The organism is Variovorax sp. 10N412, assembly GCF_056394985.1.
Genome location: NZ_JBFTIO010000008.1, coordinates 1 through 25,768, shown reverse-complemented (window position 1 = coordinate 25,768; position 25,768 = coordinate 1). Strand labels below are relative to the sequence as shown.

Annotated in this window: 25 protein-coding genes; 9 read left to right on the top strand and 16 right to left on the bottom strand. The window is 69.8% G+C overall.

All coding sequences use genetic code 11. The annotated features are described in order from the left end of the window. The 4 genes from AC1DJH_RS19560 (at position 1) to AC1DJH_RS19545 (ending at position 4,481) form a co-directional block, all read left to right on the top strand. Positions 1-1,725: a putative 2-aminoethylphosphonate ABC transporter permease subunit gene (locus AC1DJH_RS19560; protein ID WP_478186832.1), complete on the top strand. Its 1,725-nt coding sequence runs from the start codon at positions 1-3 to the stop codon at positions 1,723-1,725. Beyond that, positions 1,725-2,864 (top strand): TIGR03364 family FAD-dependent oxidoreductase, encoded by a 1,140-nt coding sequence (locus AC1DJH_RS19555; protein WP_478186831.1) that lies wholly within the window; start codon positions 1,725-1,727, stop codon positions 2,862-2,864. The genes AC1DJH_RS19560 and AC1DJH_RS19555 overlap by 1 nt, the downstream gene beginning before the upstream one ends. Positions 2,865-2,966: 102 nt before the next feature. Next, the gene (locus AC1DJH_RS19550) at positions 2,967-3,101 is read left to right on the top strand and encodes a hypothetical protein (protein WP_478186830.1); all 135 of its coding nucleotides are present in this window, start codon (positions 2,967-2,969) and stop codon (positions 3,099-3,101) included. A 105-nt stretch (positions 3,102-3,206) separates the two neighbouring features. Next, a complete protein-coding gene (locus AC1DJH_RS19545; protein WP_478186829.1) occupies positions 3,207-4,481 on the top strand; it encodes an MFS transporter in 1,275 nt (424 codons plus the stop codon). Here the strand turns inward: AC1DJH_RS19545 and AC1DJH_RS19540 are convergent. Further along, entirely contained in the window at positions 4,429-5,847 is a 1,419-nt protein-coding gene (locus AC1DJH_RS19540; RefSeq protein ID WP_478186828.1) for an aminotransferase-like domain-containing protein, read from the bottom strand. The genes AC1DJH_RS19545 and AC1DJH_RS19540 overlap by 53 nt on opposite strands. Before the next feature lie 99 nt (positions 5,848-5,946). On the opposite strand from AC1DJH_RS19540, the gene AC1DJH_RS19535 reads away from it, so the two are divergent. The 3 genes from AC1DJH_RS19535 to AC1DJH_RS19525 are packed head-to-tail and all read left to right on the top strand — an operon-like array spanning position 5,947 to position 8,142. Further along, positions 5,947-6,135 (top strand): DUF2970 domain-containing protein, encoded by a 189-nt coding sequence (locus tag AC1DJH_RS19535; protein ID WP_435441643.1) that lies wholly within the window; start codon positions 5,947-5,949, stop codon positions 6,133-6,135. Further along, positions 6,132-6,845 carry a c-type cytochrome gene (locus AC1DJH_RS19530; RefSeq protein WP_478186827.1) on the top strand — a complete coding sequence of 238 codons (714 nt, stop codon included), beginning with the start codon at positions 6,132-6,134 and terminating at the stop codon, positions 6,843-6,845. The genes AC1DJH_RS19535 and AC1DJH_RS19530 overlap by 4 nt, the downstream gene beginning before the upstream one ends. Before the next feature lie 13 nt (positions 6,846-6,858). After that, positions 6,859-8,142, top strand: coding sequence for a c-type cytochrome (locus tag AC1DJH_RS19525; protein WP_478186826.1), 1,284 nt, complete (start codon positions 6,859-6,861; stop codon positions 8,140-8,142). Positions 8,143-8,159: 17 nt separating this feature from the next. Here AC1DJH_RS19525 and AC1DJH_RS19520 read toward each other — a convergent pair whose 3' ends face one another. The 13 genes from AC1DJH_RS19520 to gspG all read right to left on the bottom strand — a co-directional run bounded on the left by AC1DJH_RS19520 (position 8,160) and on the right by gspG (position 21,257). Next, positions 8,160-9,551 carry an 8-oxoguanine deaminase gene (locus AC1DJH_RS19520; protein ID WP_478186825.1) on the bottom strand — a complete coding sequence of 464 codons (1,392 nt, stop codon included), beginning with the start codon at positions 9,549-9,551 and terminating at the stop codon, positions 8,160-8,162. Between the two features lie 77 nt (positions 9,552-9,628). Further along, a complete protein-coding gene (locus AC1DJH_RS19515; protein WP_435482707.1) occupies positions 9,629-10,528 on the bottom strand; it encodes a 5'-nucleotidase in 900 nt (299 codons plus the stop codon). Positions 10,529-10,565: 37 nt separating this feature from the next. Beyond that, a complete protein-coding gene (gspF, locus tag AC1DJH_RS19510; protein WP_472117335.1) occupies positions 10,566-11,804 on the bottom strand; it encodes a type II secretion system inner membrane protein GspF in 1,239 nt (412 codons plus the stop codon). A gap of 15 nt (positions 11,805-11,819) precedes the next feature. Then, positions 11,820-13,217, bottom strand: coding sequence for a GspE/PulE family protein (locus tag AC1DJH_RS19505; protein WP_435441649.1), 1,398 nt, complete (start codon positions 13,215-13,217; stop codon positions 11,820-11,822). Positions 13,218-13,246: 29 nt separating this feature from the next. Then, on the bottom strand, positions 13,247-15,547 hold the full coding sequence (gspD, locus tag AC1DJH_RS19500; protein ID WP_472117329.1) for a type II secretion system secretin GspD: 2,301 nt from the start codon (positions 15,545-15,547) through the stop codon (positions 13,247-13,249). Positions 15,548-15,552: 5 nt separating this feature from the next. Beyond that, complete coding sequence (gene gspN, locus AC1DJH_RS19495; RefSeq protein ID WP_478186824.1) at positions 15,553-16,359, bottom strand: type II secretion system protein N; 807 nt, start codon at positions 16,357-16,359, stop codon at positions 15,553-15,555. Positions 16,360-16,369: 10 nt separating this feature from the next. Next, complete coding sequence (gene gspM / locus AC1DJH_RS19490) at positions 16,370-16,939, bottom strand: type II secretion system protein GspM (protein WP_472117324.1); 570 nt, start codon at positions 16,937-16,939, stop codon at positions 16,370-16,372. Further along, the gene (gene gspL, locus AC1DJH_RS19485) at positions 16,936-18,153 is read right to left on the bottom strand and encodes a type II secretion system protein GspL (protein ID WP_478186823.1); all 1,218 of its coding nucleotides are present in this window, start codon (positions 18,151-18,153) and stop codon (positions 16,936-16,938) included. The genes gspM and gspL overlap by 4 nt, the downstream gene beginning before the upstream one ends. Positions 18,154-18,280: 127 nt before the next feature. Then, entirely contained in the window at positions 18,281-19,249 is a 969-nt protein-coding gene (gene gspK / locus AC1DJH_RS19480; protein ID WP_478186822.1) for a type II secretion system minor pseudopilin GspK, read from the bottom strand. Beyond that, on the bottom strand, positions 19,246-19,938 hold the full coding sequence (locus AC1DJH_RS19475) for a PulJ/GspJ family protein (protein ID WP_478186821.1): 693 nt from the start codon (positions 19,936-19,938) through the stop codon (positions 19,246-19,248). The genes gspK and AC1DJH_RS19475 overlap by 4 nt, the downstream gene beginning before the upstream one ends. Then, positions 19,938-20,327, bottom strand: a complete 390-nt coding sequence (gene gspI, locus AC1DJH_RS19470) for a type II secretion system minor pseudopilin GspI (RefSeq protein ID WP_478186820.1) — start codon at positions 20,325-20,327, stop codon at positions 19,938-19,940. The genes AC1DJH_RS19475 and gspI overlap by 1 nt, the downstream gene beginning before the upstream one ends. Further along, positions 20,324-20,842, bottom strand: coding sequence for a prepilin-type N-terminal cleavage/methylation domain-containing protein (locus AC1DJH_RS19465; RefSeq protein ID WP_478186819.1), 519 nt, complete (start codon positions 20,840-20,842; stop codon positions 20,324-20,326). Before AC1DJH_RS19465 ends, gspI begins: the two co-directional genes overlap by 4 nt. Further along, positions 20,817-21,257: a type II secretion system major pseudopilin GspG gene (gene gspG / locus AC1DJH_RS19460; protein WP_478186818.1), complete on the bottom strand. Its 441-nt coding sequence runs from the start codon at positions 21,255-21,257 to the stop codon at positions 20,817-20,819. The genes AC1DJH_RS19465 and gspG overlap by 26 nt, the downstream gene beginning before the upstream one ends. Positions 21,258-21,307: 50 nt before the next feature. On the opposite strand from gspG, the gene AC1DJH_RS19455 reads away from it, so the two are divergent. Beyond that, positions 21,308-21,913 carry a type II secretion system protein N gene (locus tag AC1DJH_RS19455; RefSeq protein WP_478186817.1) on the top strand — a complete coding sequence of 202 codons (606 nt, stop codon included), beginning with the start codon at positions 21,308-21,310 and terminating at the stop codon, positions 21,911-21,913. Positions 21,914-21,977: 64 nt separating this feature from the next. Here AC1DJH_RS19455 and ilvA read toward each other — a convergent pair whose 3' ends face one another. Then, positions 21,978-23,582 (bottom strand): threonine ammonia-lyase, biosynthetic, encoded by a 1,605-nt coding sequence (gene ilvA, locus AC1DJH_RS19450; RefSeq protein WP_472117312.1) that lies wholly within the window; start codon positions 23,580-23,582, stop codon positions 21,978-21,980. Between the two features lie 49 nt (positions 23,583-23,631). Here ilvA and AC1DJH_RS19445 point away from each other — a divergent pair, with 49 nt between their 5' ends. Then, positions 23,632-24,759, top strand: coding sequence for a hypothetical protein (locus tag AC1DJH_RS19445; protein WP_478186816.1), 1,128 nt, complete (start codon positions 23,632-23,634; stop codon positions 24,757-24,759). Positions 24,760-24,853: 94 nt separating this feature from the next. Here the strand turns inward: AC1DJH_RS19445 and AC1DJH_RS19440 are convergent. Then, the coding region (locus AC1DJH_RS19440; RefSeq protein ID WP_478186815.1) for a porin at positions 24,854-25,768 on the bottom strand (915 nt) is incomplete at its 5' end.

Genomic DNA, 25,768 nt, shown 5'->3' with positions numbered 1-25,768 from the left:
ATGAGCAGTTCTCCCGACGCCGTTGCCGTCCTGCCGGTGGCGACGGCGCGCATGGCGCGCAAGGGCGCGTTCGACCGCGAGCGATGGCTGACCGGTGCCGCCGTGCTGCTGATGGTGCTTGTGCTGGTCGTGATCGTCGCGTTGCCCGTAGGTGCGCTGGTCGGCCAGAGCTTCTTCGACCGTGCGGGCGCCTTCGTGGGCCTCGCCAACTTTGCGCGCTACCTCGACAACCCGGCGCTCGTGCAGTCGGCGTTCAACAGCCTGGGGCTCGCCGCCGTCAGCGCCGTCATCTGCACCGGCATCGCCTACGTGTACGCCTACGGGCTCACGCTGTCGTGCATGCCGGCCAAGGGCCTTCTGCGCGCGGTGGCGCTGGTGCCGCTGCTCGCGCCTTCGCTCCTGCCGGCCATCAGCCTCGTGTATCTGTTCGGCAACCAGGGCCTGTTCAAGGGGCTGCTGGGCGAGGTGTCGATCTACGGGCCGCTGGGCATCGTGCTGGGCTCGGTGTTCTGGACGCTGCCGCATGCGCTGCTGATCCTCACCACGGCCATGGCCACCTCCGACGGCCGGCTGTACGAAGCCGCGCAGACCCTCGGCGCCTCGCGCTGGCGCATCTTCCGTACCGTGACGCTGCCGTCGTCGCGCTACGGCCTGATCGTGGCCGCGATGGTGGTCTTCGTGCTGGTCATCACCGACTTCGGCGTGCCCAAGGTGGTGGGCGGCCAGACCGGCGTGCTCGCGACCGACATCTACAAGCAGGTGGTCGGGCAACAGAACTTCCAGATGGGCGCCGTGGTCGGCCTGGTGCTGCTCATTCCCGCGGTGCTGTCCTTCCTGGTCGAGCGCCGCGTGCGCGGCAAGCAGGCCGCGGCGCTGTCGGCACGCGCCACGCCGTACCAGCCCGAACCGGTGAAGTCGCGCGACCGCGCGCTGCTCGCGTTCTGCGTGCTCACCGCGTGCGCCATCCTCGTGATGATCGGCATGGCCGTGTTCGCCTCGCTGGCCACCTACTGGCCCTACAACCTCGCGCCGTCGGTGAAGAACTACGACTTCAGCAACATGGACGGCGGCGGCTGGGGCAGCTACTTCAACTCGCTGCGACTGGCCGTGTGCGCGGCCGTGGCGGGTGCGCTCGCCACCTTCGTCTCTGCCTACCTGGTCGAGAAGCCGCGCCACTTCGGGCTGCTGCGCGAACTGCTCAACCTGCTGGCCAACCTGCCGCTGGCCGTGCCCGGGCTGGTGCTGGGCGTGGGCTACATCTTCTTCTTCATCTCGCCGTCGAACCCGCTGCGCGGCATCTACGGCAGCATGACCATCCTCGTGGTGTGCACCGTGGCGCACTTCTTCTCGGTGGCGCACCTCACCTCGCTCACCGCGCTGCGCCAGCTCGACCGCGAGTACGAGCTGGTGTCCGAGTCGATGGGCGTGCCCTTCTGGCGCACCCTGTGGCGCGTGCACCTGCCGGTGGCGCTGCCCACCGTGCTCGGCGTGGGCGGCTACTTCTTCGTCAACGCGATGACGACCGTGTCGGCCGTCGTGTTCCTCTATTCGCCGCAGACCTCGCTGGCCGCCATTGCCGTGCTCAACATGGACGACGCGGGCGACGTCGCGCCCGCCGCCGCCATGGCCTCGCTGATCATGCTCACGGCCGCGCTCGGCCGGGGCTTGTTCGCGCTCGCGGGGCACGGGGTGCTCAAGCGCACCCAGGCATGGAGACATCGGTGATGCCCGCGACCCTGGCTCTTCATTCGGACCATTTCGACCTGATCGTGGTCGGCGCCGGCATCGTCGGCCTGGCCCACGCCTACACCGCCGCGCAGCGCGGCCTGAAGGTGTGCGTGGTCGAGCGCGACGCGGCCTGCGTGGGCGCGTCGATCCGCAACTTCGGCTTCATCACCGTCACCGGCCAGGCACCGGGCGACACCTGGCGCCGTGCGATGCATGCGCGCGAGGTGTGGCAGCAGATCGCGCCGTATGCGGGCATCGACATCGTGCACCGCAACCTCTGGCTCGCCGCCTACCGCCCCGAGGCGCACGAGGTGCTCGAGGCCTTCATGCGCACGCCGATGGGCGAGGGCTGCGAGCTGCTCGACGCCGCCGATGCGCAGGCCAAGGCGCCGGCGTTGAGCCTGGCCGATGCGCAGTCGGTGCTGTTCAGCCCGCACGAGCTGCGCGTGGAATCGCGCACCGCCATCGGCCGGCTCGCGAAATGGCTGGCCGAGGCGCACGGCGTGACCTTCCGCTTCGGCGAAGCGGTGCACGAAGTCGAAACACCGCGCGTGCGCACCTCGCGCGGCACGCTGCACGCCGAGCGCGTGGTGGTGTGCACCAACACCGACCTGCACGGCCTGTTTGCAGAGCGCATCGCCGCGCACGACCTCACGCTGTGCCGCCTGCAGATGCTGCGCGTGCAGCCCGAGCCCGGCTTTCATTTGCCCGGCTCCGTGATGATGGACCTGAGCCTGGTGCGCTACGAGGGCTACAGCACGCTGCCCGAGGCCGCCGCGCTGCGCGCACGGCTGCAACAGGAAGAAGCGGCCTCGCTGGCGCACGGCATCCACCTCATCGTGGTGCAGAGCGCCGACGGCTCGCTGGTGGTGGGCGACTCGCACCACTACGCCGATGCGCCCGAGCCCTTCGCGATGGAGGCGGTCGACCAGCTCATCCTGCGTCACCTTCGCAGCACGCTGAACCTGGAGGCCGCGCAGGTCACCGAGCGCTGGACCGGCGTGTACCCGTCGTCGAAGACCACGCCCTGCGTGATCGACGCGCCAAACGACGCCACGCGCGTGGTGCTGGTCACCAGCGGCAGCGGCGCGAGCACCGGCTTCGGCATTGCGCACGACGTGCTCGACGCCTGGTGAAGCGGTTCGGCACGTCTGCCGCTGCCTGAGGTGCGGGCACGAGACAGAAGACAGAGGCGGCGTCCGACTTGACGCCCGCTGGCCCGGGCATAAGGTGCACTCATGAAGAGCACCATCCTTGTCTTTCTGTTCTGCGTTGGCCTGCTGACGGCTGCGTGCGACGACAGGCCCAAGCCGGGCGGGCCGATGCCCAAGGCTTCGGTGAGCCTTGCAACGCCGGCGCCGTCGGTTCGCTGATCCGACGCTGCACCTGACTGCACGTGAGGGTGGCTGCGCGCCATCGGGTTCCTCGCGCGCCCCGCGTTCCGGCGCACCGGGGTATCCTCGCCGCGGAGAAAAACAATGAAGACCCCAGAGACAACCGCCCATCAGGCGGATTCACGCTACGCCATGCTGCGCCTTGGCCTCACGCTGCTGATCATGACGGTCGGCAGCAGCGGCATGTACGTGGTGTCGGTGATGCTGCCCGCGGTGCAGGCCGAGTTCGGCGTGGCGCGTGCCGACGCCTCGCTGCCCTACACGCTGCTGATGCTGGGCTTCGGCTTCGGCGGCGTGCTCATGGGCAAGCTGGCCGACCGGGTCGGCGTGATGTGGCCGCTGCTCGGCGGCTCGGTCTTCCTCGGCCTGGGCTACATCGCCACGGGCCTGTCGGGCGGCATCGTGTCCTTCACCATCGCGCAGGCGTTGCTGGTCGGGCTGCTCGGCTGCTCGGTGACCTTCGCGCCGCTGGTGGCCGACACCTCGCTGTGGTTCGTCAAGCGGCGCGGCATCGCGGTGGCGGTCTGCGCCAGCGGCAACTACCTGGCCGGCGCGGTGTGGCCGCCGATCGCGCAGCACTTCGTGGAGACGGTGGGCTGGCGGCAGACCTACATCGGCATGGGCATCTTCTGCGGCGTGACGATGGCGCTGCTCGCGCTGCTGTTCCGCGCGCGGCCGCCTGCGCTTGCGCAGGCACTGCCTGCCGGCGCGTCGAGCCGGTCGAGTGGCCTGGCCGCACGCGACCCCACGCGGCCCTTCGGCCTGCGCATGGGCACGGCGCAGGGCCTGCTGTGCGTGGCCGGTGTCGCGTGCTGCGTGGCCATGGCGATGCCGCAGGTGCACATCGTGGCCTACTGCGGCGACCTGGGCTACGGGCCGGCGCAGGGCGCGATGATGCTGTCGCTGATGCTGGGCTTCGGCATCGTGAGCCGGCTGGTGTCGGGCGCCATCTGCGACCGCATCGGCGGGCTGCGCACGCTGATGCTCGGCGGCCTGCTGCAGTGCGTGGCGCTGCTGCTGTTCCTGCCCTTCGACGGGCTGGTGCCGCTGTATGTGATCTCGGCGCTGTTCGGGCTGTTCCAGGGCGGCATCGTGCCTTCGTACGCCATCATCGTTCGCGAGCACTTTCCGCCGGAGGAGGCGGGTGCGCGCGTGGGCACGGTGCTGATGTTCACGCTGTTCGGCATGGCGCTGGGCGGCTGGATGTCGGGCAAGGTGTTCGACCTCACGGGCAGCTACCACGCGGCCTTCCTGAACGGCATTGCGTGGAACCTGCTCAACGTGGGCATCGCGGCGTTCCTGCTGTTCAGGACGCTTCGGCGACCAGGCGGCCGAGGGTCTGCATTGCCTGCTCGCTGAGCGTGTCCCAGGGGTGGCCGTAGTTCAGGCGCAGGCAGTTGGTGAAAGCGCGCGTGGCCGAGAAGATCGGCCCGGGCGCCACGCTGATGCCGAGCGCCAGCGCCTTGCCGTGAATCTCCAGCGCGTTCACCCGCGCCGGCAGCTCGACCCACAGGAAGTACCCGCCCAGCGGCCGCGTCGCACGCGTGCCCGCCGGAAAGTAATGCCCCACGGCCTGCGCGAAGGTGGCCTGTTGCAGGGCCAGCGTCTGGCGCAGCCGGCGCAGGTGCTTGTCGAGCCCGCCCTTTTCCAGGTAGCCGGCCAGCGCGAGCTGCGACGGCGCCGAGGTGCTGAGCGTGGTCGTGAGCTTTTGCCGCGCCACCTGCCGTGCGAAGCGCCCGGCCGATGCCCAGCCGATGCGGTAGCCGGGCGCCAGGCACTTGGAGAACGAGGCGCAGTGCAGCACCAGGCCTTGCGTGTCGAAGGCCTTGGCCGGCGGCGGGCGGCGCTCGCCGAAGTAGAGCTCGGCGTACACGTCGTCCTCGATCAGCGGCAACTGGTGCCGCGCCAGAAGCGCCACCAGCGCCTTCTTCTTCGCATCGGGCATCAGGCTGCCCAGCGGGTTCTGGAAGGTGGTCATGAGCCAGCAGGCGGTGGGCCTGTGCGCCGCGATGGCCAGCTCCAGCGCGCCCAGGTCGATGCCTTCGCCTGGATGCGTGGGCACCTCGATGGCCCGCAGCCCCATGCGCTGCAAGGCCTGCAGCGCCGCATAGAAGGTGGGCGACTCCACGATCACCGCGTCGCCCGGCCGCGTCACGGCCGAGAGGCAGAGGTTGAGCGCTTCCAGCGCGCCGTTGGTCACGACGATCTCGTCGGCCGGCACCGGCATGCCGTCGCCCAGGTAGCGCAGCGCGATCTGCCGGCGCAGCGCGGCGCTGCCGGGCGTGAGGTCGTCCACCGTGCTCCACGGGTCCAGCGACTTGGCGCTGGCCGCCATGAACTGCCCCAGCCGCGCCAGCGGAAACAGCAGCGGGCTCGGGAAGGCCGAGCCGAAGGGCACCACCTTGCGCGACATGCTGGCTTCGAGGATGTCGAACACCTGGTCGCTCACGTCGAGCGAGCGCGGGCCGTCGGCGGGGCGCGAGGTGAGGGTGGACTCGGGTGGCGCGTCGCGCAGGCCGCCGCCGGTCACGTAGTAGCCCGAGCGGTCGCGCGCGCGCACCAGGCCGCGCGCCTCGAGCAGGTAGTACGCCTGGAACACGGTGGACGCGCTGACCCCGCGGCTCTCGCCGGTGTGGCGCACCGAGGGCAGGCGGTCGCCGGTCTTCAGGGTGCCGTTGCGGATGGACGCCTCGATGTCGGCGGCCAGGGCTTCGTAGCGCTTCATGGCAGGGCGGTGTTCATTCGGCAGGACTTTATCTGCGCCGGTCAATTGAGGGGAATCTGCATCTGTTTTTTTGAGTGGGCAGGGTTCACACTCGGTCCCATGTCGAATCTCATGCGCGCGGTGCGCGCCGTTCTCTGGAGTTTCATCGGCCTGGGTGGGCGCCGCGCCGACGCCGACAAGCGGACCGCGCAGGTCGGCATCCTGCCGCTGATCGGCGTGGCGCTGGTGATGGTGCTGCTGCTGATCGCGGGGCTGCTGGCGTTGGCGCACTACGCCGCTGGCACATGAAGCGCGGACTGCGCCTCTTCGCGCTCGGGCTGCTGCTTGCCGTGCAAGGGATGGCAGGGGCTGCCACCACCACCGTGCCAGACACCATCGAACAGCGCGTGGCCGCCTGCATCGCCTGCCACGGCCGCGAGGGCGCGACCACCAACGCCGGCTACTTTCCGCGCCTGGCGGGCAAGCCGTCGGGCTACCTGTTCAACCAGCTGGTGAGCTTTCGCGACGGGCGCCGCTTCAACACCGACATGGCGTACATGGTGCAGCACATGTCCGACGACTACCTGCGCGAGATCGCCGACTACTTCGCCGGACTCGACCTGCCGTATCCGCCGGTCTCGCCGGCGAGCGACGCCACGCCCGAGGTGCTCGCGCGCGGCCGCATGCTCGCGCTGCAGGGCGACCCCGAGCGCCGGCTGCCCGCCTGCGTGCAGTGCCACGGCGCGGCGCTCACCGGCGTGCAGCCCGCCACCCCTGGGCTGCTGGGCCTGCCGCGCCTGTACCTGGCGTCGCAGCTGGGCGCCTGGCTCACCAATGAGCGGCATGCGCAGGCGCCCGACTGCATGGCCGAAGTCGGCCGCCGCATGTGGACCTCCGACGTGAACGCGGTGGCGAGCTGGCTGGCCACGCAGCCGGTGCCGGCCAACGCGAAGCCCGCCGCTTCGCTGCCCGCGCCGATGCCGATCGCCTGCGGCGGCACGACCGGGCCGAAGAAGTGACGAAGCCGCACCCATGAAACTCCGACACCTCGGCTGGACGCTGCTGACCCTTCTGGTGCTGATGGCCGTGGCCGCCGGCATCGTCGTGGCCCTGAACCTGCGCGGCGAAGACCCGCTGCCCGAGACGGCCGAAGCCTTCCAGTCCACCCCGCAACAGGTCGAGCGCGGCCGCTACCTCGCGCTGGCCGGCAACTGCGCGGGCTGCCACACCACGCGCGGCGGCCGGCCGTACGCGGGCGGCCTGCCCATCGACACGCCCTTCGGCACCATCTATTCGAGCAACCTCACGCCCGACGACGGCACCGGCATCGGCCGCTGGAGCAGCGCGCACTTCTGGCGCGCGATGCACAACGGGCGCAGCAAGGACGGCCGCCTGCTGTACCCGGCGTTCCCGTACCCCAACTTCACCCAGGTGACGCGCGACGACTCCGACGCCATCTACGCGTACCTGCGCAGCGTGCCAGCCGCCACGGAGCCCAACAGGGCGCACCGGCTGCGCTTTCCCTACGACACCCAGCCCGCACTGGCCGTGTGGCGCGCGCTGTCGTTCAAGCCCGAGCCTTTCGTGGCCAACGCGGGCAAGCCGGCCGAGTGGAACCGGGGCGCCTACCTGGTCAACGGGCTGGGGCATTGCATCGCCTGCCACGGCCCGCGCAACTCGCTGGGCGCGACGGACACCAGGCTCGGCCTTTCGGGCGGGCTGATTGCCGTGGAGAACTGGTACGCCCCGTCGCTCACCGACCCGCACCAGGCCGGCGTGGCCGACTGGCCCGCCGCCGACGTGGTGGCGCTGCTGAAGACGGGCGTGGCGCCGCGCGGCTCCGTCATGGGGCCGATGGCGGACGTGGTGTTCCGCAGCACGCAGCACCTGAGCGAGGCCGACCTGGGCGCGATGGCGAGCTACCTGAAGAACCTGCCCGACGTGCCGAAGGCCGAAGCGCCCGTGGCGGCCAAGGCCCCGATCCGCCGCGACGCCGGCACGATGGCACGCGGCGCGAAGATTTACGACCAGCGCTGCGCCTACTGCCACGGCGACCAGGGGCAAGGTGCCGCCGGCGCCTATCCGCCGCTGGCGGGCAACCGCGCCGTGAACATGGCGCAGCCGACGAACCTGATCCAGGTCGTTTCGCACGGCGGCTTCCTGCCCACCACGGCCGGCAACCCGCGCCCCTACGGCATGCCGCCGTTCGGCCAGGTGCTGGACGCGGCGGACGTGGCGGCGGTGCTCACCTATGTGCGCGGCTCGTGGGGCAACGACAGCGCGCCGGTCACGCAACTCGACACGATGCGGCGCTGAGTGCGGGGCCGCCGGGGTCAGGCCGTGTGCGGATGCTGCGCGCGCTCGTACAGCGTACGCGCCAGCGCGCGGTGCCGTGCCAGCAGCGGCGTGAGCTCCAGCCCGGTGAACTGCCCGTCGCGGATGCGCACCGCGCCGTCGATCACGCTCAGCGACACCTGCCCCGGCGTGCAGAACACCAGCGCCGCCACCGGGTCGTGCCATGCGCCCGCATGCGCCACGCCGCGCAGGTCGAAGGCCACGAGGTCGGCCGACATGCCCGGCGCCAGCGCGCCGATGTCGTCGCGCCCCAGCACTTGCGCGCCGCCCAGCGTGGCGATTTCCAGCGCCTCGCGCGCCGTCATCGCGGCCGGGCCGTGGCCCACGCGCTGCAGCAGCATGGCCTGTCGCGCCTCGCCCAGCATGTGCGCGCCGTCGTTCGAGGCGCTGCCGTCCACGCCCAGCCCGACCGGCACGCCCGCGCGGCGCATCGCACCGATGGGCGCGATGCCCGAGGCCAGCCGCATGTTGGAGCAGGGGCAGTGCGCCACGCCGGTGCCGGTGCGCCCGAAGAGGGCGATGCCGGCTTCGTCGAGCTTCACGCAGTGCGCGTGCCACACGTCGCGCCCGACCCAGCCCAGGTCCTCGGCGTATTCGGCCGGCGTCATGCCGAACTTCTCGCGCGAATAGGCCACGTCGTTGTCGTTCTCCGCCAGGTGCGTGTGCAGCGACACGCCGCGCTCGCGCGCCAGTTCGGCCGACAGGCGCATCAGGTCGCGCGACACCGAGAAAGGCGAGCAGGGCGCCAGCACGATGCGGCGCATGGAATGGCGCGACGCGTCGTGCCAGCGGTCGATGAGCCGCTCGCTGTCGCGCAGGATGGCCTCTTCGGTCTCCACCACTTCGTCGGGCGGCAGGCCGCCGGCGCTGCGGCCCACGCTCATGCTGCCGCGCGCGGCATGAAAGCGCATGCCCATGGCGTGCGCCGCCTCGATGGAATCGTCGAGCCTGGCGCCGTTGGGAAACAGGTAGAGGTGGTCGCTGCTGGTGGTGCAGCCCGAGAGCATCAGCTCGGCCATGGCGGTCTGCGTCGACACGCGGATCATCTCGGGCGTGAGGCGCGCCCACAGCAGGTACAGGTGGGTGAGCCAGCCGAAGAGCTCGGCGTCCTGCGCCTCGGGCACGGCGCGCGTGAGGCTCTGGTACATGTGGTGGTGCGTGTTGACCAGCCCGGGCAGCACCACGCGGCCGTGCATGTCGAGGGCCTCGGCCTGCCCGCTGCGCAGGGCGTCGAGGTACGAGGCCGGCAACTCGGCCGTCGGCCCCACCCAGGCCACCGCGGGCCCGTCGCACACCACGGCGCCGTCGGCGATTTCGCGCCGCGCGGCGTCCATGGTGACCAGAACGTCGGCGTGTCGAAGGATCAGCATGCCGGCATTCTTGCCGGTGCCCGCGGGCCGGGCAAGCCCGTGGCCCGTCATGGCGCTTTCGCGGCGCCCTCGTGGCCTCAGGGCTCGTTGCTGATACCGCTGCTCACATGCCCCGCGGGCACGTGGCGCGAGGCTGCATCGACGTGGCCGGTCTGGTCGTCGAAGAAGAAGTCGGGCTCGAACTCGCGCAGGAACTCGCCCTTGGGCAGGCCGCCGAGGAACATGGCCTCGTCGACGCGGATGTTCCACTTCATCAGCGTGCGAATGGCGCGCTCGTGCGCCGGTGCGCTGCGCGCGGTGACCAGCGCGGTGCGGATGCGCATGTGCGCGTTGCCCGCCATCTGCAGGCGGTGCAGCGCCATCAGCAGCGGCTTGAACGGCCCTTCGGGCAGGGGCAGGTCGGCCTTGCTGAGTTCGTGCGCCTGGAAGGCGTCCAGCCCCTCGGCCTGGAACACGCGCTCGGCCTCGTCGCTGAAGAGCACCGCATCGCCGTCGAAGGCAATGCGCACTTCGCTGGGCCAGGCGTCGCTGGCCTTCACCGATTCGACCAGCACGCGCGCGGCCGGAAAGCCCGCGCCCAGCGCCTCGCGCACGTCCTGCGCATTGGCCGACAGGAACAGGTGCGCGCGCAAGGGGCGCAAGTAGCCGAAGGGTGGGCGGCCCTGCGTGAACACGCCGCGCTGCAGCTTGATGTCGGCCGCCACGCTCGAGCGGAAGATGCGCATGCCCGACACCGGGTCGTTGCGCGACAGGATCACCACTTCCACGCGCTGCACGCCGTCGTCGTTGAAGCGCAGCAGCTTGCGGATCAGCGAGTACGCAATGCCCGGTGCGGCCGGCACGTCGATTCGGTCGAGCTGCAGCTTCATGTAGCCCTCGTTGTCGCCGGCGTCGAAGATCCTGTTTTCTTCTTCGAGGTTGAACAGGGCGCGCGAGGAAATCGCGACCACGAGCTTGTCTTCGAGCGTTACGGGCATGTCGCGTGCACCTGGGTGTGTGAGGCGATGCGGCGCGTCACTTGATGAACTGGTTGAGCTGGATGATCGGCAGCATCACCGCCAGCACGATCAGCATCACCACGCCGCCCATCGCCACGATCAGCAGCGGCTCGAGGATGGTGGCCAGGTGCATGGCGCGGCGCTGCACTTCGGCGCCCAGCTGGTTGGCCGCGCGCTGCAGCATCAGCGGCAGCGTGCCCGTTTGCTCGCCCAGGCGCGCGAACATCGACACCAGCCCCGGAAAGCGTTTCTTCTGCGCCAGCGCCGAGGCCAGCGGCGCGCCTTCGCGCACCAGCACCAGCGCGTCGAGCGCGTCAGCGCGCATGGCGCGGTTGCTCAGCGTTTCGGCCGCCGCCTGCAGCGCGCGCAGGATGGGCACGCCGGCGGTGGCCAGCATGGCCAGCGTGCTGGCGAAGCGCGCTGCGTTGTAGCCGCGCGCGAGCTTGCCCACCAGCGGCAGCTTGAGCCAGGCGGCGTCGAACTTCAGGCGAAAGGCCTCTTGCGCCAGCGCGAGCCGCACGCCGGCTGCTGCGAGCACCACCGCGCCCAGCATCCACCAGCCGTAGTTGCGCACGCCCGCGCTCAGCGACAGCATCACGGTGGTGAGGAAGGGCAGCGAACGCTTGGTGCCCGCGAACACCTGCGCCACCTGCGGCACCACGTAGCTCACGAGGAAGATCACGATCACGATCGCCACCAGCGTGACGATGGCCGGGTACAGCGCCGCGCCGATCAGCTTCTGCTGCAGCGCCTGGCGCTCTTCCAGGTCGTCGGCCAGGCGGTCGAGCACCAGGCCCAGGTTGCCGCTCTGTTCGCCGGCACCGATCACGGCCGTGTAGATGGGCGAGAACTCGCGCGAATGCGCCGACAGCGCACGCGCGAACGGCGAACCGGCGTTGACCTCGGCGCGCAGCGAGGCGACGAGGTTGCGCTGGGGCTCGGACTCGGCCTCGTCGGTGAGGGCGGTGAGCGCGCGTTCCAGCGGCAGGCCCGAAGACACCAGGCCCGCGAGCTGGCGCGTCCACACGGCCAGGCCGGTGGAATTGAAGACCCGCTTGCCGCCGCCCAGCCAGCGGCTCAGGCTGCTGCGCTGGCCGGTGCCGTTGACGTGGTCGCTGCCGACCGGCTTGACCGACAGCGGAATGAGCGCCTGCGCCCGCAGCAGGCTGCGCGCGCTGCGTGCGGTATCGGCCTCGAGCACGCCTTCGCGCGACTGGCCTGTAGCATCGATGGCTTCGAAGGAATAGGCGGGCATGGCGAAACCGGCGCGCTAGTCGCGCGTGACGCGCAGCAGTTCGGCGCGCGAGGTGATGCCGGCCTGCACCAGCCGCTCGCCGTCTTCGCGCATCAGCCGCAGGCCGCCGCGCGCGCCGGCTTGCAGCAGCTCGCTCTCGGCCGCCTTGCTGTGAATGAGGCCCTGCACGGTCTCGTCGGCCACCAGCAGCTCGAAGATGCCGGTGCGGCCCTGGTAGCCGGTCTGGCCGCAGACCTCGCAGCCGGCACCCGCGCAGGCTGTGCAGACCTTGCGCACCAGCCGCTGCGCGAGCACGCCCAGCAGCGACGAGCTCAGCAGGAAGGGCTCCACGCCCATGTCGGTCAGGCGCGTGACGGCGCTGACGGAGTCGTTGGTGTGCAGCGTGGCCAGCACCAGGTGGCCGGTGAGCGAGGCCTGGATCGCGATCTGCGCGGTCTCGAAGTCGCGGATTTCGCCGATCATGATCACGTCCGGGTCCTGCCGCAGGATGGCGCGCAGGGCCTTGGCGAAGGTGAGTTCGATCTTGGCGTTGATCTGCGTCTGGCCCACGCCGGGCAGCTCGTACTCGATGGGGTCTTCCACCGTCATGATGTTGCTGCGGCTGGCGTCCAGGCGGGCCAGCGCGGCGTACAGCGTGGTGGTCTTGCCCGAGCCCGTGGGGCCCGTCACCAGGATGATGCCGTGCGGCTGCGAGATGAGTTTTTCGAAGCGATGCAGCGTGTCGCCCTGCATGCCCACCGATTCGAGCGTGAGCTTCGACTCGCTCTTGTCCAGCAGGCGCAGCACCGCGCGTTCGCCGTGCGCGCTGGGCAGCGTGGACACCCGCACGTCGACCGCGCGCGTGCCGATGCGAAGGCTGATGCGCCCGTCCTGCGGCAGCCGCTTCTCGGAGATGTCGAGGTCGGCCATGATCTTCAGCCGCGAGATCAGCGCGGCGTGCAGCGCGCGGTTGGGCTGCACCACCTCGCGCAGCGTGCCGTCGATGCGAAAGCGCACGGACGAGGTGCGCTCGTAGGGCTCGATGTGGATGTCGCTGGCGCCGTCGCGCGCGGCCTGCGTGAGCAGCGCGTTGAGCATGCGGATGATGGGCGCGTCGCCCGCGCTGGCCAGCAGGTCTTCGACGGCCGGCAGCTCCTGCATCATGCGCGAGAGGTCGGCGTCGTTCTGCACTTCGCTCACCACCGCGGCGGCGCTCGATTCGCCCTGCGAGTAGGCCGCGCTGATGCGCTGCGCCAGCACGCCGTCGGCCAGCACCTCGAAGGCCTGCACGCCGTACTTGCGCGCCACCTCGCCCACCGCGCTGCGCGCGGGGTGCGAGGACATCCACAGCGTGTGGCGGCCGTCGTCGGCTTCCTCGAGCAGCAGTTGCTGGCTGCGTGCGAACGCGTAGGGCAGGGGGTAGCGGCTGGACATCAGGGCAGTATCAAGGCATTTGGCGCGCGTCAGGGCAGTTCGCGTGCGCTCACGGGATCGGCCGTGGGCGGCAGCGCGCCGCGCAGGGGGCTCGGGGCCAGGCGGCGGTTGTCGGCGGGCAGCGCCGGCGGCGGAATCAGCTGGGTGCCTTCGTCCCGCAGGCCGCCGGTGCGGTTGCTCGCGGCACCCAGCGGCGGCGCGGCCGGCAGGATGGGGGCGGCGCTCACGTTGCGCAGCATTACGTTGTCGGTGTTGGGCTGCGCCGCCTGCTGCAGGCCGCGGATCTGGTCGTAGCGGTCGTAGGCGAAGGCTTCGGTCGAGTTCGCGTCGCGCATGACCACGGGGCGCAGGAACATCATCAGGTTGTTCTTCTCGCGCTTGCGGGTCTCGTTCTTGAACAGGTTGCCCACGATCGGGATGTCGCCGGCCAGCGGCACCTTCTCGATGGCGTTGCCGTAGGTGTCCGACAGCAGGCCGCCCAGCATGACCAGGCCGCCGTCTTCCACCAGCACGCTGGATTCGAGCGAGCGCTTGTTGGTGGTGGGGCCGTTCGGGTCGGTGGTGGTGCCGGCCGCGACGTTGGAGATCTCCTGGAAGATCTGCATCTTTACCGTGCCGTTCTCGTTGATGGTCGGGCGCACGCGCAGCGTGAGGCCCACGTCCTTGCGCTCGACGGTGGTGAAGGGGTTGATGCCCACCGAGCCCGAGGTGCTGGCGTACGAGCCGGTGGGGAAGGGCACGTTCTGGCCGATGACGATCTTGGCCTCTTCGTTGTCCAGCGTCAGCAGGTTGGGCGTGGACAGCACGTTGGCGTCGTTGTCGCTGCTGAAGAAGTTGGCGATGGCGCCCAGGATGTACTGGCCGCCGACCTTGCCCGCGATGCCCAGGTTCAGGCCGGTGGGAAGGTTGATGCCCGCCGCGTTGCGGGTGGCGATGGCCTGGGTCAGCGCCAGGATGTTGGCGCCCGTCAGGCTGGAGTTGGTGCCGATGACCGCGTTGTTGCCCAGCGCGCTTTGCCACTGCACGCCGAAGTTGGCGGCCTTGGTGGCGTTCACCTCGACGATGAGCGCCTCGATCATGACCTGCGCGCGGCGCCCGTCGAGCCGGTCGATCACCGCGCGCATCTGGCGGTACTGCGGCTCGGGCGCCGTGATGATCAGCGAGTTGGTGCTCGGGTCGGCCTGGATCTGGCCGCCGGTCGAGGGCTGGTTGGCGTTGTTGAGCGGCGCCGAGGCCTGCGGCGAGCTGCTTCCCTGACCGCCGAAGGCCGACTGCTGCGCCTGCTGCGAGAACGCGTTCTGCCCCTGCGGCTGGGCCGCGCCACCGGCCGCGCCCGCGGCCCCGCCCTGGGTGGTGTTGATCTGGTTGGCCGCCATGGCGGCGCGCAGCGTGGCCGCCAGGCGCACCGCGTCGGCGTTCTTCAGGTAGACGACGTAGATGTTGCCGGCCGCGCCGTTGGTGCTTTCGGCCGCCGGGCGGTCGAGCTTGTCGACCAAAGAGCGCACCAGGCTCACGCGCGCCGGGTTGGCCGCGCGAAGAATCAGCGAGTTGCTGCGCGGGTCGGCCATCAGCGTGGTGCGGAACGACGCATCGGCGGCGCCCGGGGCAGCGGCCGCGCCCGGCGCGCCCGCACCGCCGCCGTCGATCAGGCGCTGCACCAGCGGCACCATGTCGGTGGCGATGGAGTGCTTGAGCTGGATCACCTCGATGTCGGACGCGTTCGGCACGTCGAGCGACGCGATGATGCGCGCCAGCCGGCGCATGTTGTCGGCGTAGTCGGTGATCACGAGCGAGTTGTTGCCCGGGTTCACGTTGATGGTGTTGTTCGGCGGAATCAGCGGGCGCAGCACCGGCAGCAGGCTGTTGGGCGACTCGTAGTTGAGCCGGAAGATCTGCGTGACGATCTGGTTGCTGCCGCTGGACGACGCGGCGCCGATGGAGGTGTTGACGGTGCTGCTCTGCAGCTTGGCGTCGGCCTCGGGCACCACCTTGTACAGGCCGTCGGCCTCCACCACCGCGAAGCCCTGCAGCCGCAGCGCCGAGGCGAACTGGTTGAAGGCCGCGGCCGGCTGGATGGCGCGGTCGGTGACCAGGTTCATCGTGCCCTTCACGCGCGGGTCGACCACCACGTCGCGCCCGGTGACCACCGCCATGGTGCGCGCCACGGCCTCGATGTCGGCGTTGGCGAAGTTGAGCGTGATCGGCTCGCCGCGGCGCGGCGCGTCGCCGGCCTGCGCGAACACGGCGGGCGCGGCCTGCAGGAAGGTGGCGGCGATCAGCACGCGCACCGCAAGGGCGACGGTGCCGGTCGAAAACAGTGGCTTCATCATGAGGATCAACCCAGGGTGATGATCGAGCGCGCGTTGTCGCGGCGCCCGATGATGTTCAACAAATTGGAAAGTGCGTCTTCGCGGCCGGGCGCGGCGCTGGCTTCGCCGTTGAAGCGGAACGAGGTGCCGTTCCAGCTGCCGCTGCCGTTGAGTTCGAGGCTGCCTGCGCGCGTGCTCAGCAGCAGCGTGGGGCTGGGGCCGCCGTCGAGCGTGAGTCGGTAGCTGCCCATCGGCCTCAGCGTCGACAGGCTGGAGGAAACGTCGGTGGCGTCGAGCGTGGCCTGGCCCGCGATGCGCAGCGCGGGACCGTCCCACTGCACTGCGAAGGCCTTGGTGGACAGGTCGAGCGCGCCTTCGAGCTTGAGCGTGTTCCAGGGCGCGCCCAGGCCGGCGAGCATGGTGGCGGGCCAGCGCGAGCGGCTGTCCTGCCAGATGAGCAGCATGCCGCCTGCGCGCGGGCTGGCCTTGAGTTCGAGCGGCTGCGCGGCACAGCAGGCCAGGTCGAGGCTGGCGGACATGCCGCCCCAGCCCGGACGCATGCGCCAGTGCAGAACGCCGGGCAGCGACACGGCCTGCGTGCCACCCGCGCCGCTGGCGAACACCACGGCAGCGGTGCCGTTCCACACGGTGCCGCGCGGGTTGGCCAGCACGAGGCGGCCTTCGCTCCAGCTCGACAGCGCCGCCGACAGCCAGCGGGCCGGCGCGAACAGCAGCACCGCCGCCAGCACGCCGAGGGTCAGCCCGAGCAGGGCCCAGCGCCAGCCGCGGGGGGGCCTGGGTTGGAAGGCGGAGGGGGCGGACCGGGTCACCATGCGGTGCTGCTCATCGCGCCGCGGGCAGCGCCATGACGACGGTGCCGTCCCAGCGGACCACCGGCGGCTTGGCGGCGTCCTTGCCGCCTGGCGACGGTGCGGCCGCGGCGGCGGGCGTGGAGGCGGGCGTGGATGTGGGCGCGCGGGTCAGGTGCACTTCGCGCGGCACCGCATGGGCATTGCCGCGGGCCTGGGCAAGCCATTGGGCGAGCGTGGGCGCGGGCGCGGCGCGCAGCGACACCGTGGCGGCACCGTCGCCGCCGGCCGTCATGAGCTGGGCATTGCTGGCGCCGAGGCCGTCGCGCACCGAGGTCTCCAGGGCGCGCAGCGCGTCGTCGCGGTTCAGCCGCGGCTGCGATTGCAGCGCCTTCGCGCGGTTTTGCAGGGTGGCCATCTGCTGCAGTTGGGCGTCGAGCCGTGCGTGTTCGGCCGGGGCCGCGGCCAGCGTGCGCAACGCGGGGGCGAGCGCAATCCACCACAGCAAGGCCAGTGCCACCAGGGTGGCGGCCCCCGCGACCAGGCGTCGCTCGCGCGCATCGAGCGCGGCCCAGCGCGCCTTGAGTTGTTCGCTGAAGTTCATCGGGTGGCCTCGGCCTGTGCCTGCACGAGCAGCAGATCGCCTTCGGTGCGCACGCCGTAGCCGCGCGGCGCCATGGCGCCGGTGACCTGCGACACCTCCGACGGCTGCAGCCCCAGGCCGCGCAGGCGCAGCTGGCCTGCGCTGTAGTCGACGGCGCTGGGCACCCTGCCCGGCGGCAGGTTGGCGGCGAGCGCGCCGACCATGGGTTCGAAGTCGCTGTCGGCCACGTCGCCCACGGCCTGTTGCAGCGCCGAAACCTCGCGCTGCATCTGCAGCGGCGCGTCGATCACGATCTTCACCGAGGGGAATGTCTGGGTCAGCATGGTCTTGGCGGTCTGGCGCTTGGCGTCGAGCGCGTTGCGCTCCTTCCAGGCCCAGGCGTTCAGGCCGATGAGCTGGGTCAGCAGCAGCGCCACCACGCCCCAGCGCGCGGCACGCCATTCGGGTGCGTAGCGCAGGGTCTGGAAGACGGAGGCGAACTTCTTGCCGGCGCGCGCGCGGCCGGTCACGGCCAGGTCGAACTGCGCCAGCTCCCACGGCGTGCGCGCAGCCTGCAGCCAGCGCTGCGGCGTCTGCACGATGGGCACGCGGCGCTCCAGCAGGTGCTCGGCGGCTTCGGCCACGGCGGGTTCGGTGGTGATGACGGCAGTGTCCAGCGGCAGGCCGCTCGACAGCGCAAGCCCCGCACCGGCCAGCGGCAGAGAGACCACGCCGTCGGCGTCGCAGACGGTGAGGCGCGGCGCCTCGGGTTCGCCCGTGACCAGCAGCAGCGGCGGGGCGTCGAGCGGCTGGGGCGCGAACTCGGGCACGATGCGCACCACGCGCCGGCCGGCCGCTTCAAGCGCCTGCACCACGCTGCGCAGCCAGATGCGGTTGCAGGCCGCGACCCACACCGGCGCGCCGGCCTTGGCGTCGGGCTCGAGCGCAAAGTGCAGGCTCTCGGGCTCGTCGAGCAGGTGCTCTTCGAGCAGGCCGTCGAGCACCGCGCGCAGCCTGGAGGCGCTGCCCATGCTGCCCTTGGGCAGCGTGACGCGGTGCCACGAGAGGGCGGCGGAAGGAATGCCGAGCATGACTTCGCTGCCCGAGGGCAGGAGCGCCAGCAGCGCGCGGCCCTGGTTGCGCAACGCAATGCCGTCGTCGCCTGCCTGGGCCCAGTCGAACTCGCCCGCGGCGTCGGCCGGGGGGAGGGGGGCAAGGAGCAGCAAGGGGGTCATGTCGATGTTGGAAAAGCCGGTGGATTGTAGGTGTCTGTCCGACAGCGGAGCGCTCTTCTTTCGATAGCGTACTGTGCAGCTGTGACGCGCGTTAGAAGGCTTTTTATTTACAAATAGTGCCGCGAAATCAGGGTTTGACCGGAGTGTTCGTCGCGCCGGCGCCTCGGGTGCGCCAGATGGTCGTCACCGTGACACCGTTGCGTTGTAGGAGCGAGTGTTCCTCGACATAGGTGCGGTCCAGCCGCAGCCGGCCGTAGACCTCGAAATAGTTGGTGCCCACGCCGTGCTGCGCCGCGTTGAAGGGCGCGCTGCCGCTGGGCAGCGCGGCGTTGGCGGCGGCGATGTCCTTGAAGAAGCTGCGCGTGCGGCGCTCCACCAGCTGGCGCGCGCTGGCGATGTTGAGCGACTCCATGCTGGCGCTGATGGCCTCGGCGCTGGCGGTGTTCAGGTTGAGCGTGGTGCGCACCGGCAGGATCGTCACGTAGGGTTCGAGCGCCGCCGCGGTCGAGGGCGACAGGCCGAGCCACACCAGCTGCGAGACTTCCTGCGGCATCAACGGGGCGCCGCCGGTATCGCCGTCGGCACCCGTGGCGAGCGCGCTCACCAGGCCCGTGGTCATGCGATTGAGCTCGGCCACCGGCAGGCCCAGCGTATTGAACAGCCGGGTGAAGGTGGCGACGCTGGCGGGTATGGGCTGGCCGGCGTCGACCAGCGACAGCACGTTGAGCTTGGACTGCGCGTCGACGATTCGGCCCGACAGGAACGCGTCGGGCAGGCCTTCGACGCTGTCGCTGGCCACGTTCTTCTCGGCCGCCAGGAAGGTGGTGAGCCGCGCCTCCTCGAGCGGCACGGCCCAGGGCTCGGTGAGGTTGTCGGAACCGCCGGCGCGGCCGTCCTCGCCGAGGATCAGCCGCGACCAGTCGAGCGCGCCGACCAGCACCCAGGCGGCCTGCACGCGGGCGCGCTCGGCGCCTTCGATCTCGGCGGCGCGCCATTGCTGCCAGAGCGCCGCGGCGGAAAAGGTGGCCACCAGCATCACCGTGAGCATCGCGGCGAGCAGGGCGGCGCCGGACTGGCGCTGGGCGGTCTTCGTCATGAGCTTCGGGGCGCGCCGACGGTGGGGCGGACCCAGTCGCGCGTGAGGGTGCCCGAGAGCCCGTCGCCCGGCGGCAGCGTGATCACCAGGCGCAGCCCGTCGGGCATGGCGACGACCGGGCCCGTGGGCGCATTGGGGGTGGCGGCAACGGTGGGCAGCTGGCTGGCAGGCACCCAGGTGTTGTCGCGGAAGAAGTAGAGCTGCCAGCTGCTGGCGGGCACCAGCGTGACGTCGCTGTAGCCGCCTGCGGCGCCGGTGCCGGCGTCCTGCGACCAGGCTGCGGCCATGTTCCAGGCCTGCTGCCACTCGCCGCGCGTGGTGAAGGGCAGCGACTGCCAGCGCCGCCAGCGCACGCCGTCGGGGCCCTGCTTGAGCGTCCAGGCGACCACCAGCACGGAGGGCGCGCTGGCGTCGCTGCCGCGCCGCGTGAGGCGCAGCACGCGGCCGTCCCAGTCGATCGGGCGGGTCTGCGCCAGCGTGGCCACGGCGTCGAGGTCGGCGCCCCACTGCGCCAGCGTGGTCTGCAGCGTTAGCACGGCGTCGGCGCGCTGCTGGTTCTGCGTGGTGGCGCGCGACATGCTCTCCAGCCCGCGCCAGCTCACGAGCGACAGCAGGGCCATCACCGAGATGGCGACGAGCAGCTCGATCAGCGTGAAGCCGCGCGGGGCGGTGGGTGTGGCGCGCCGCATCAGTAGCGCCCCACCACGGTCGAGATGCGCAGGATCGGCGCGTCGCCCTCGTCGCGCACCTGCACGTCGACACGGCGGAAGTTCGGGTTCAGCGTGGGAAAGGTCGAGGTCGTCACGTTGAACGACACGCCGGCCTGCGGGCAGATCGAGCCCGAGTCGCCCACCGCCGGCATCTGCCGCGAGAGCCGCGCCTTGGCGAGTTCGTTCTCCGCGCACAGCTCGGCCAGCACCAGGTCGGACTGGCGCTGCGCATTGCGGGTGAGCGACATCGTGGCCTGCGAGCCCGCGGCCAGCGCCAGCGCCACGATGCCCAGCGCGATCAGCACTTCGATCAGCGTGAAGCCGCGGCCGTGCGAGGCGCGTGAAGAAGAAAGGCGCCGCGCGTTCATTGCACGGCCGTCACGGTGAAGGGGCGCAGCCCGTCGGTGGCGATGCGCAACGCGCGGGCGGGTGGGCCGGCCGAATAGAGCATGACCTGCTGCGGCGCAATGATCGGGTCGGGCCCCAGCTGCAGGCCCGGAACCGGCACACCGCTGGCGAGCGAAGCCTGAGCCGTGATGCCTTCGGCCGCCCAGCCGCTGGGCAGCGCACCGGCCGGCAGGCCGTCGAACACGAAACCGCCTTCCACCAGGCGCCACCGCACCACCACGCCGCTGGCGCGCGACTGGGCGCGCGCCGATTCGAGCAGGGCGGCCAGGCGGTCGCCCTCGCGGTCGAGCTTGGCGGCGTCGGTGTCGCGCATGGCGAAGCTCACGGCGGCGGTGGCGATCGCGATGATCGCAATCACCACGATCAGCTCCAGCAGGGTGAAGCCGGCGGCCGGATGGCTGTTGTGGGAAGGGTGCGGATGCAGGTTGCGGCGCGGCGCGCCCGGGCTGCTACTGCCAGCTGCCGATGTCGGCATTCTTGCCCTCGCCGCCGCTCTTGCCGTCGGCGCCGAACGAGAGCACGTCGATCTCGCCCTTGATGCCCGGGTTCATGTACTGGTACGGATGGCCCCAGGGGTCGTTGGGCAGCTTCTCGACGTAGGGCTTCCAGTTGGGCGCGGCCGGGCCCGAGGTTGGGCGGGTGAGCAGCGCCTGCAGGCCCTGCTCGCCGGTGGGGTAGCGCTGGTTGTCCAGGCGGTAGAGCTTGAGCGCCTGCATCAGGTTGTTGATGTCGGTGCGTGCGGCCGTCACGCGGGCGTCGTCGGCGCGTTCGATCACGTTCGGCACGATCAGCGCCGCGAGCACGCCGATGATGACCAGCACGACCATCAGTTCGATCAGCGTGAAGCCGCGTTGGGCGGTGCGGGTGGCGGTACGAAGGAATTTTTTCATGGGTTCGGCGGACATGATTCGGAAGGCGCGCTGCATGATAATCCGCGCCCATGACAAGTCCTTACTCCGCCGCCCGCTGGCATGCCCCACTTGCAACGACAGGGCTTTGGGCGCTGGCAGCCGGCGCGGCCGTGTTCTGGGCGCTGCGCCTGGCTTCGCCGACCGACATGGTCGCGGCGGCCGCGACCATGCCCCGGCCGTCGGTTGCGGCCGACTCGGATGCGGTGGCGCGGCTGCTGGGCGTGCTCCCCGCATCGAGCACCGCGCCGGTGACGCCGGAGGCGGCCAGCCGCTTCGCACTGTCGGGCGTCGTGGCCGACCCGTCGAAGCAGGGCGCCGCGCTGATCGCCATCGACGGCAAGCCGCCGCGGCCGTTTCGCGTGGGGTCGAGGGTTGGCGACAACTACGTGCTGCAGTCGGTGGGATTGCGCTCCGCCACGCTGGGCGCGCAGGCCGACGGGCCCGCGGCGTTCACGCTGCAACTGCCGGTGCGCGCGCCGATCAGCGTGTCGAGCGTGCCGGGTGCATTGCCGACGGTGGTGTCGGCACCGCCCGTGTCCATGAGCGCCCCGCCGCCCGCCGGATTGCCGCCGGCGATGATGCCGGCGGTGGTGGCGCCACCTCCGCAGCAGGCGGCTCAAGGGCAGGCGCAGTAGCCCGCAGCAGGGCGCAGCGAACGATCCAGCGACAGAAGCCGGCCTTGCGCCGGCTTCTGTCTTTTCAGGCCTGCAGGAACATGCGGTACGCCGGGTTGGCCGTTTCCTCGACGTAGGGATAGCCCAGCGTTTCGAGGAAGGCGTCGAACGCGGCGGACTCACCGGTCGGCACTTGCAGCCCGACCAGGATGCGGCCGTAGTCGGCGCCCTGGTTGCGGTAGTGGAACAGGCTGATGTTCCAGTTGGGCTTCATCAGGCTCAGGAACTTGAGCAGCGCGCCCGGGCGTTCGGGAAACACGAATCGCAGCAGGCGTTCGTCGTGCGCGAGACCGGTGCGCCCGCCCACGAGGTGGCGAAGGTGCTCCTTGGCCAGCTCGTCGTGCGTGAGGTCCAGTGCCTCGAAACCGTGTTCGTTGAAGCTGCGCGCAATGGTGGCCGACTCTCCGCGCTCCGAGGTCGTGAGGCCGACGAACACGTGGGCCTTGGCCGCGTCGCTGATGCGGTAGTTGAACTCGGTCACGTTGCGCGGCGCGCCGCCGGCCTCGGCGTCGCGCGCGGGCAGTTCGCTCACCAGCTCGCAGAAGCGGCGGAAGCTGCCGCGCTCTTCGGGGATCGTGACCGCGAACAGTGCTTCGCGTTCTTCGCCGACCTCGGCGCGTTCGGCCACGAAGCGAAGCCGGTCGAAGTTCATGTTGGCGCCGCACAGGATGGCCGCGTAGGTCTCGCCCTGGCGGCCGTGCCGGGCCACGTATTGCTTGATGGCCGCCACCGCCAGCGCGCCCGCCGGTTCGACGATGCCGCGCGTGTCCACGAAGATGTCCTTGATGGCGGCGCACACCGCGTCCGTGTCGACGGCGATGTACTCGTCCACCAGCTCGCTGGCGATGCGGAAGGTTTCTTCGCCGACCAGCTTGACCGCGGTGCCGTCCGAGAACAGACCGACGTCGGGCAGGTTCACCCGCTGGTGCGCGGCGACCGATTGCATCATCGCGTCGGAGTCGTTCATCTGCACGCCGATGACCTTGATCTCGGGGCGCACGGCCTTGATGTAGTTGGCCACCCCGGAGATCAGGCCGCCGCCGCCGATCGCGACGAACACGGCGTCGAGCCGGCCCTGGTGCTGGCGCAGGATTTCCATCGCGATGGTGCCCTGGCCTGCAATGACGTCAGGGTCGTCGAAGGGGTGGACGAAGGTCAGGTCTTGCTGCGTCTGCAATTCGAGTGCGTGCAGATAAGCGTCCGAATAGCTTTCGCCGTGCAGCACGATTTCGCCGCCGAAGCCGCGTACGGCATCGATCTTCAAGCGGGGCGTGGTCACCGGCATCACGATGACGGCGCGGGTGCCGAGCTTGCGCGCGCCCAATGCAACGCCCTGTGCGTGATTGCCGGCGGATGCGCAAATCACGCCGCTCGCCAATTGCGCCGCGCTCAGGTGCGCCATCTTGTTATAGGCGCCACGCAGCTTGAAGCTGAATACAGGTTGCTGGTCTTCGCGCTTGAGCAAAACCGTGTTGCCGAGCCGTGCGCTGAGCGCGCGCGCCTTCTCCAGAGCGGACTCCACGGCCACGTCGTACACACGGGCGTTGAGAATTTTTCTGAGATAGTCGGCGGGCGTCAGCGCCGGAGTAACAGGTGCATTGCGCACGATTTTTTCCAAGGGAGTTTTCATTTGCTAACCGTCGATGATAAGAGGCATCGGGATTGCATGCGGGTATGACATGGACACAAATGTCATAAACCTATTTCAAAGTACCCCTGCAGCCAATGATTCGGGATTTTTTGGACGCAGCTATTCCGCAGTTCACACGCCTGCCAATCAAATTACGATTGAGCAAAATTTGTTATCAATTTCTGTCAGCGACCTTTCCAAAGGACTGATGCAGGCAGAGGCTGCGCGTGTTCAGCGAAAAGAGATTGGCCGGCCCACGTGGCAGGTCATGGGCAACAGATTGCGTGCGCACATCATTCCGTTGCTGGGCGATGTACAGGTGCAGTCGTTCGTTACGGCCGATGCGCAGCGCCTCATCGACCACCTCGGCGCGCAGGGCTTCACCAGCACGACGATCGCGCAGTACCTGGTGCTGTTGCGCAAGGTGCTGATGCATGGCGTGCACACCGGCGTGCTGCGCGATGCGCCGGCATTTCCGAAAGTGAAGGTGCGCAGCCAACCGCGCGGCAGCTTCAGCGTGGCGGAGTACCGAACGATCATTGCGGCCGCGCGAAGCTTGCGCGGGCACGCGCACCCGGTGCTCGATCAGCTGTCGGCCGGCGAGCGCTTCTGGATCGCGAGGGAACTGCTCGTGATGCCGGACGAGTTGCCGTGGCTGATTCGTTGGATGGTGAACACCTTCGTGCGGCCGAGCGACATCAAGCTCATGAAGCACAAGCACATCGATGTGGTGCGCGGCAAGCATGTCTACCTGCGCATGAACTTGCCGGAGACCAAGCGGCACAGCCAACCCATCGTGAGCCTTCGACCCGCCGTGCGTGTCTATGAGTGCTTGCTCGCTCATCGCGGCGAACATGGATTTGGCGGCGCGGAAGACTACATCTTCATGCCGCACCTGAAGAACCGTGAACACGCATTGGCAGTGCTCAACTTCTTTTTCCACTGGGCGCTCGAGAAGACGGGGCTCGCCAAGGGGCCGTTGGGTCAGGCCAGGACGCTTTATTGCCTGCGCCACACAGCGATCACGTTGCGGCTCCTGTATGGGCAGGGCATCGACATGCTGACCTTGGCGCGCAACGCGCGCACGAGCGTCAACATGGTTGAACGTTTCTACGCATCGGTGTTGAGCGGAGAAATGAATGTGGGGCTGCTGCAGAGCAGGCGTGGCCGGACTTGAAGGGAAAGGACAAAAAGCCGCCCGGCTTGCACCGGGCGACTTGAGGCTTTGCTGAATCGAACTGGCCGGAGCCAGCATCGGGATCAAACGAAGATCAGAACGCGTGACGGATACCGAAGTCGTAGCCCGTCGAGTTCTTCGGCGTAAAGGCTCCGGCGGTGTTGTTGTAGAAGGCCGGGCCGCCCACAGTCAGTGCCGCGCCGTTCTTGTTGCTCACGCGAGCCACCGTGGCGTACAGGGCCGTGCGCTTCGACAGGTTGTGCACGTAGCCGAGTGCCAGCTTGTTGGCCTTCGGGTCGCGGATCGGCAGAGCGAACGCGGTTTGAACCCTGTTCAGGTCGTACTTGACCGACGAGTACGAAGCGCGGATCAGGCCAGCACCGACCGGCACGGTCACGCCGAGCAGATAGCCCTTCAGGTTCACGTCGGGGCGGCCTCCGCCGAAGGGGGTGACTTCGTAGTCACGCGAGTTCTTGGCGCGCGAAACTTCACCGAAGAGCTTTGCGGGACCGAAGTCGTACGAAGCACCGAGGTTGAAGGTCTTCACAGCGTCGGTGGTACCGGCGTAGTACTGGTCGCCCACAGTGCTGTTGCCGTAGGCAAGTGCGACATCCAGGGGACCGTTGGCGTAGCCGAAGCGACCGCCAATGTAGCGGCCGGTGCGGCTCTTGGCCGCGCTGGCCTGCTCGATGGCGCCGGTCTTCGAATTCAGGGCGAAGCCGGTGCCCGCAGTTGGCGTGAATTCGCCGTTCTTGTACTTGTCGTTTTCGTGGAACGCGTACATCAGCTGACCGTAGAAGCCACCCAGGTTCGGCGGCAGGAAGTAGCCGATCGAGTTGCTGGCGCGAACGTAGTTGGCGTTGCCGCCGAAGCCGCCCGTGCCGCCGGCGGTGTTGAAACCGTTGGCCGTCGAGATCAGGTTGGTGCCCACGCCGTTGGTGCCGAACGGATCGAACACGGTGTCGTTCCAGAAGGTCGGGGTGTAGTCACGGCCGAGGCGGATTTCGCC

What these genes read in the sequence shown, in the direction of transcription:
- AC1DJH_RS19560 (WP_478186832.1), top strand. Translation starts at nt 1, where the DNA reads ATGAGCAGTTCTCCCGACGCCGTTGCCGTCCTGCCGGTGGCGACGGCG.
- AC1DJH_RS19555 (WP_478186831.1), top strand. Translation starts at nt 1,725, where the DNA reads ATGCCCGCGACCCTGGCTCTTCATTCGGACCATTTCGACCTGATCGTG.
- AC1DJH_RS19550 (WP_478186830.1), top strand. Translation starts at nt 2,967, where the DNA reads ATGAAGAGCACCATCCTTGTCTTTCTGTTCTGCGTTGGCCTGCTGACG.
- AC1DJH_RS19545 (WP_478186829.1), top strand. Translation starts at nt 3,207, where the DNA reads ATGAAGACCCCAGAGACAACCGCCCATCAGGCGGATTCACGCTACGCC.
- AC1DJH_RS19540 (WP_478186828.1), bottom strand. Translation starts at nt 5,847, where the DNA reads ATGAAGCGCTACGAAGCCCTGGCCGCCGACATCGAGGCGTCCATCCGC.
- AC1DJH_RS19535 (WP_435441643.1), top strand. Translation starts at nt 5,947, where the DNA reads ATGTCGAATCTCATGCGCGCGGTGCGCGCCGTTCTCTGGAGTTTCATC.
- AC1DJH_RS19530 (WP_478186827.1), top strand. Translation starts at nt 6,132, where the DNA reads ATGAAGCGCGGACTGCGCCTCTTCGCGCTCGGGCTGCTGCTTGCCGTG.
- AC1DJH_RS19525 (WP_478186826.1), top strand. Translation starts at nt 6,859, where the DNA reads ATGAAACTCCGACACCTCGGCTGGACGCTGCTGACCCTTCTGGTGCTG.
- AC1DJH_RS19520 (WP_478186825.1), bottom strand. Translation starts at nt 9,551, where the DNA reads ATGCTGATCCTTCGACACGCCGACGTTCTGGTCACCATGGACGCCGCG.
- AC1DJH_RS19515 (WP_435482707.1), bottom strand. Translation starts at nt 10,528, where the DNA reads ATGCCCGTAACGCTCGAAGACAAGCTCGTGGTCGCGATTTCCTCGCGC.
- gspF (WP_472117335.1), bottom strand. Translation starts at nt 11,804, where the DNA reads ATGCCCGCCTATTCCTTCGAAGCCATCGATGCTACAGGCCAGTCGCGC.
- AC1DJH_RS19505 (WP_435441649.1), bottom strand. Translation starts at nt 13,217, where the DNA reads ATGTCCAGCCGCTACCCCCTGCCCTACGCGTTCGCACGCAGCCAGCAA.
- gspD (WP_472117329.1), bottom strand. Translation starts at nt 15,547, where the DNA reads ATGATGAAGCCACTGTTTTCGACCGGCACCGTCGCCCTTGCGGTGCGC.
- gspN (WP_478186824.1), bottom strand. Translation starts at nt 16,359, where the DNA reads ATGGTGACCCGGTCCGCCCCCTCCGCCTTCCAACCCAGGCCCCCCCGC.
- gspM (WP_472117324.1), bottom strand. Translation starts at nt 16,939, where the DNA reads ATGAACTTCAGCGAACAACTCAAGGCGCGCTGGGCCGCGCTCGATGCG.
- gspL (WP_478186823.1), bottom strand. Translation starts at nt 18,153, where the DNA reads ATGACCCCCTTGCTGCTCCTTGCCCCCCTCCCCCCGGCCGACGCCGCG.
- gspK (WP_478186822.1), bottom strand. Translation starts at nt 19,249, where the DNA reads ATGACGAAGACCGCCCAGCGCCAGTCCGGCGCCGCCCTGCTCGCCGCG.
- AC1DJH_RS19475 (WP_478186821.1), bottom strand. Translation starts at nt 19,938, where the DNA reads ATGCGGCGCGCCACACCCACCGCCCCGCGCGGCTTCACGCTGATCGAG.
- gspI (WP_478186820.1), bottom strand. Translation starts at nt 20,327, where the DNA reads ATGAACGCGCGGCGCCTTTCTTCTTCACGCGCCTCGCACGGCCGCGGC.
- AC1DJH_RS19465 (WP_478186819.1), bottom strand. Translation starts at nt 20,842, where the DNA reads ATGCCGACATCGGCAGCTGGCAGTAGCAGCCCGGGCGCGCCGCGCCGC.
- gspG (WP_478186818.1), bottom strand. Translation starts at nt 21,257, where the DNA reads ATGAAAAAATTCCTTCGTACCGCCACCCGCACCGCCCAACGCGGCTTC.
- AC1DJH_RS19455 (WP_478186817.1), top strand. Translation starts at nt 21,308, where the DNA reads ATGACAAGTCCTTACTCCGCCGCCCGCTGGCATGCCCCACTTGCAACG.
- ilvA (WP_472117312.1), bottom strand. Translation starts at nt 23,582, where the DNA reads ATGAAAACTCCCTTGGAAAAAATCGTGCGCAATGCACCTGTTACTCCG.
- AC1DJH_RS19445 (WP_478186816.1), top strand. Translation starts at nt 23,632, where the DNA reads ATGGACACAAATGTCATAAACCTATTTCAAAGTACCCCTGCAGCCAAT.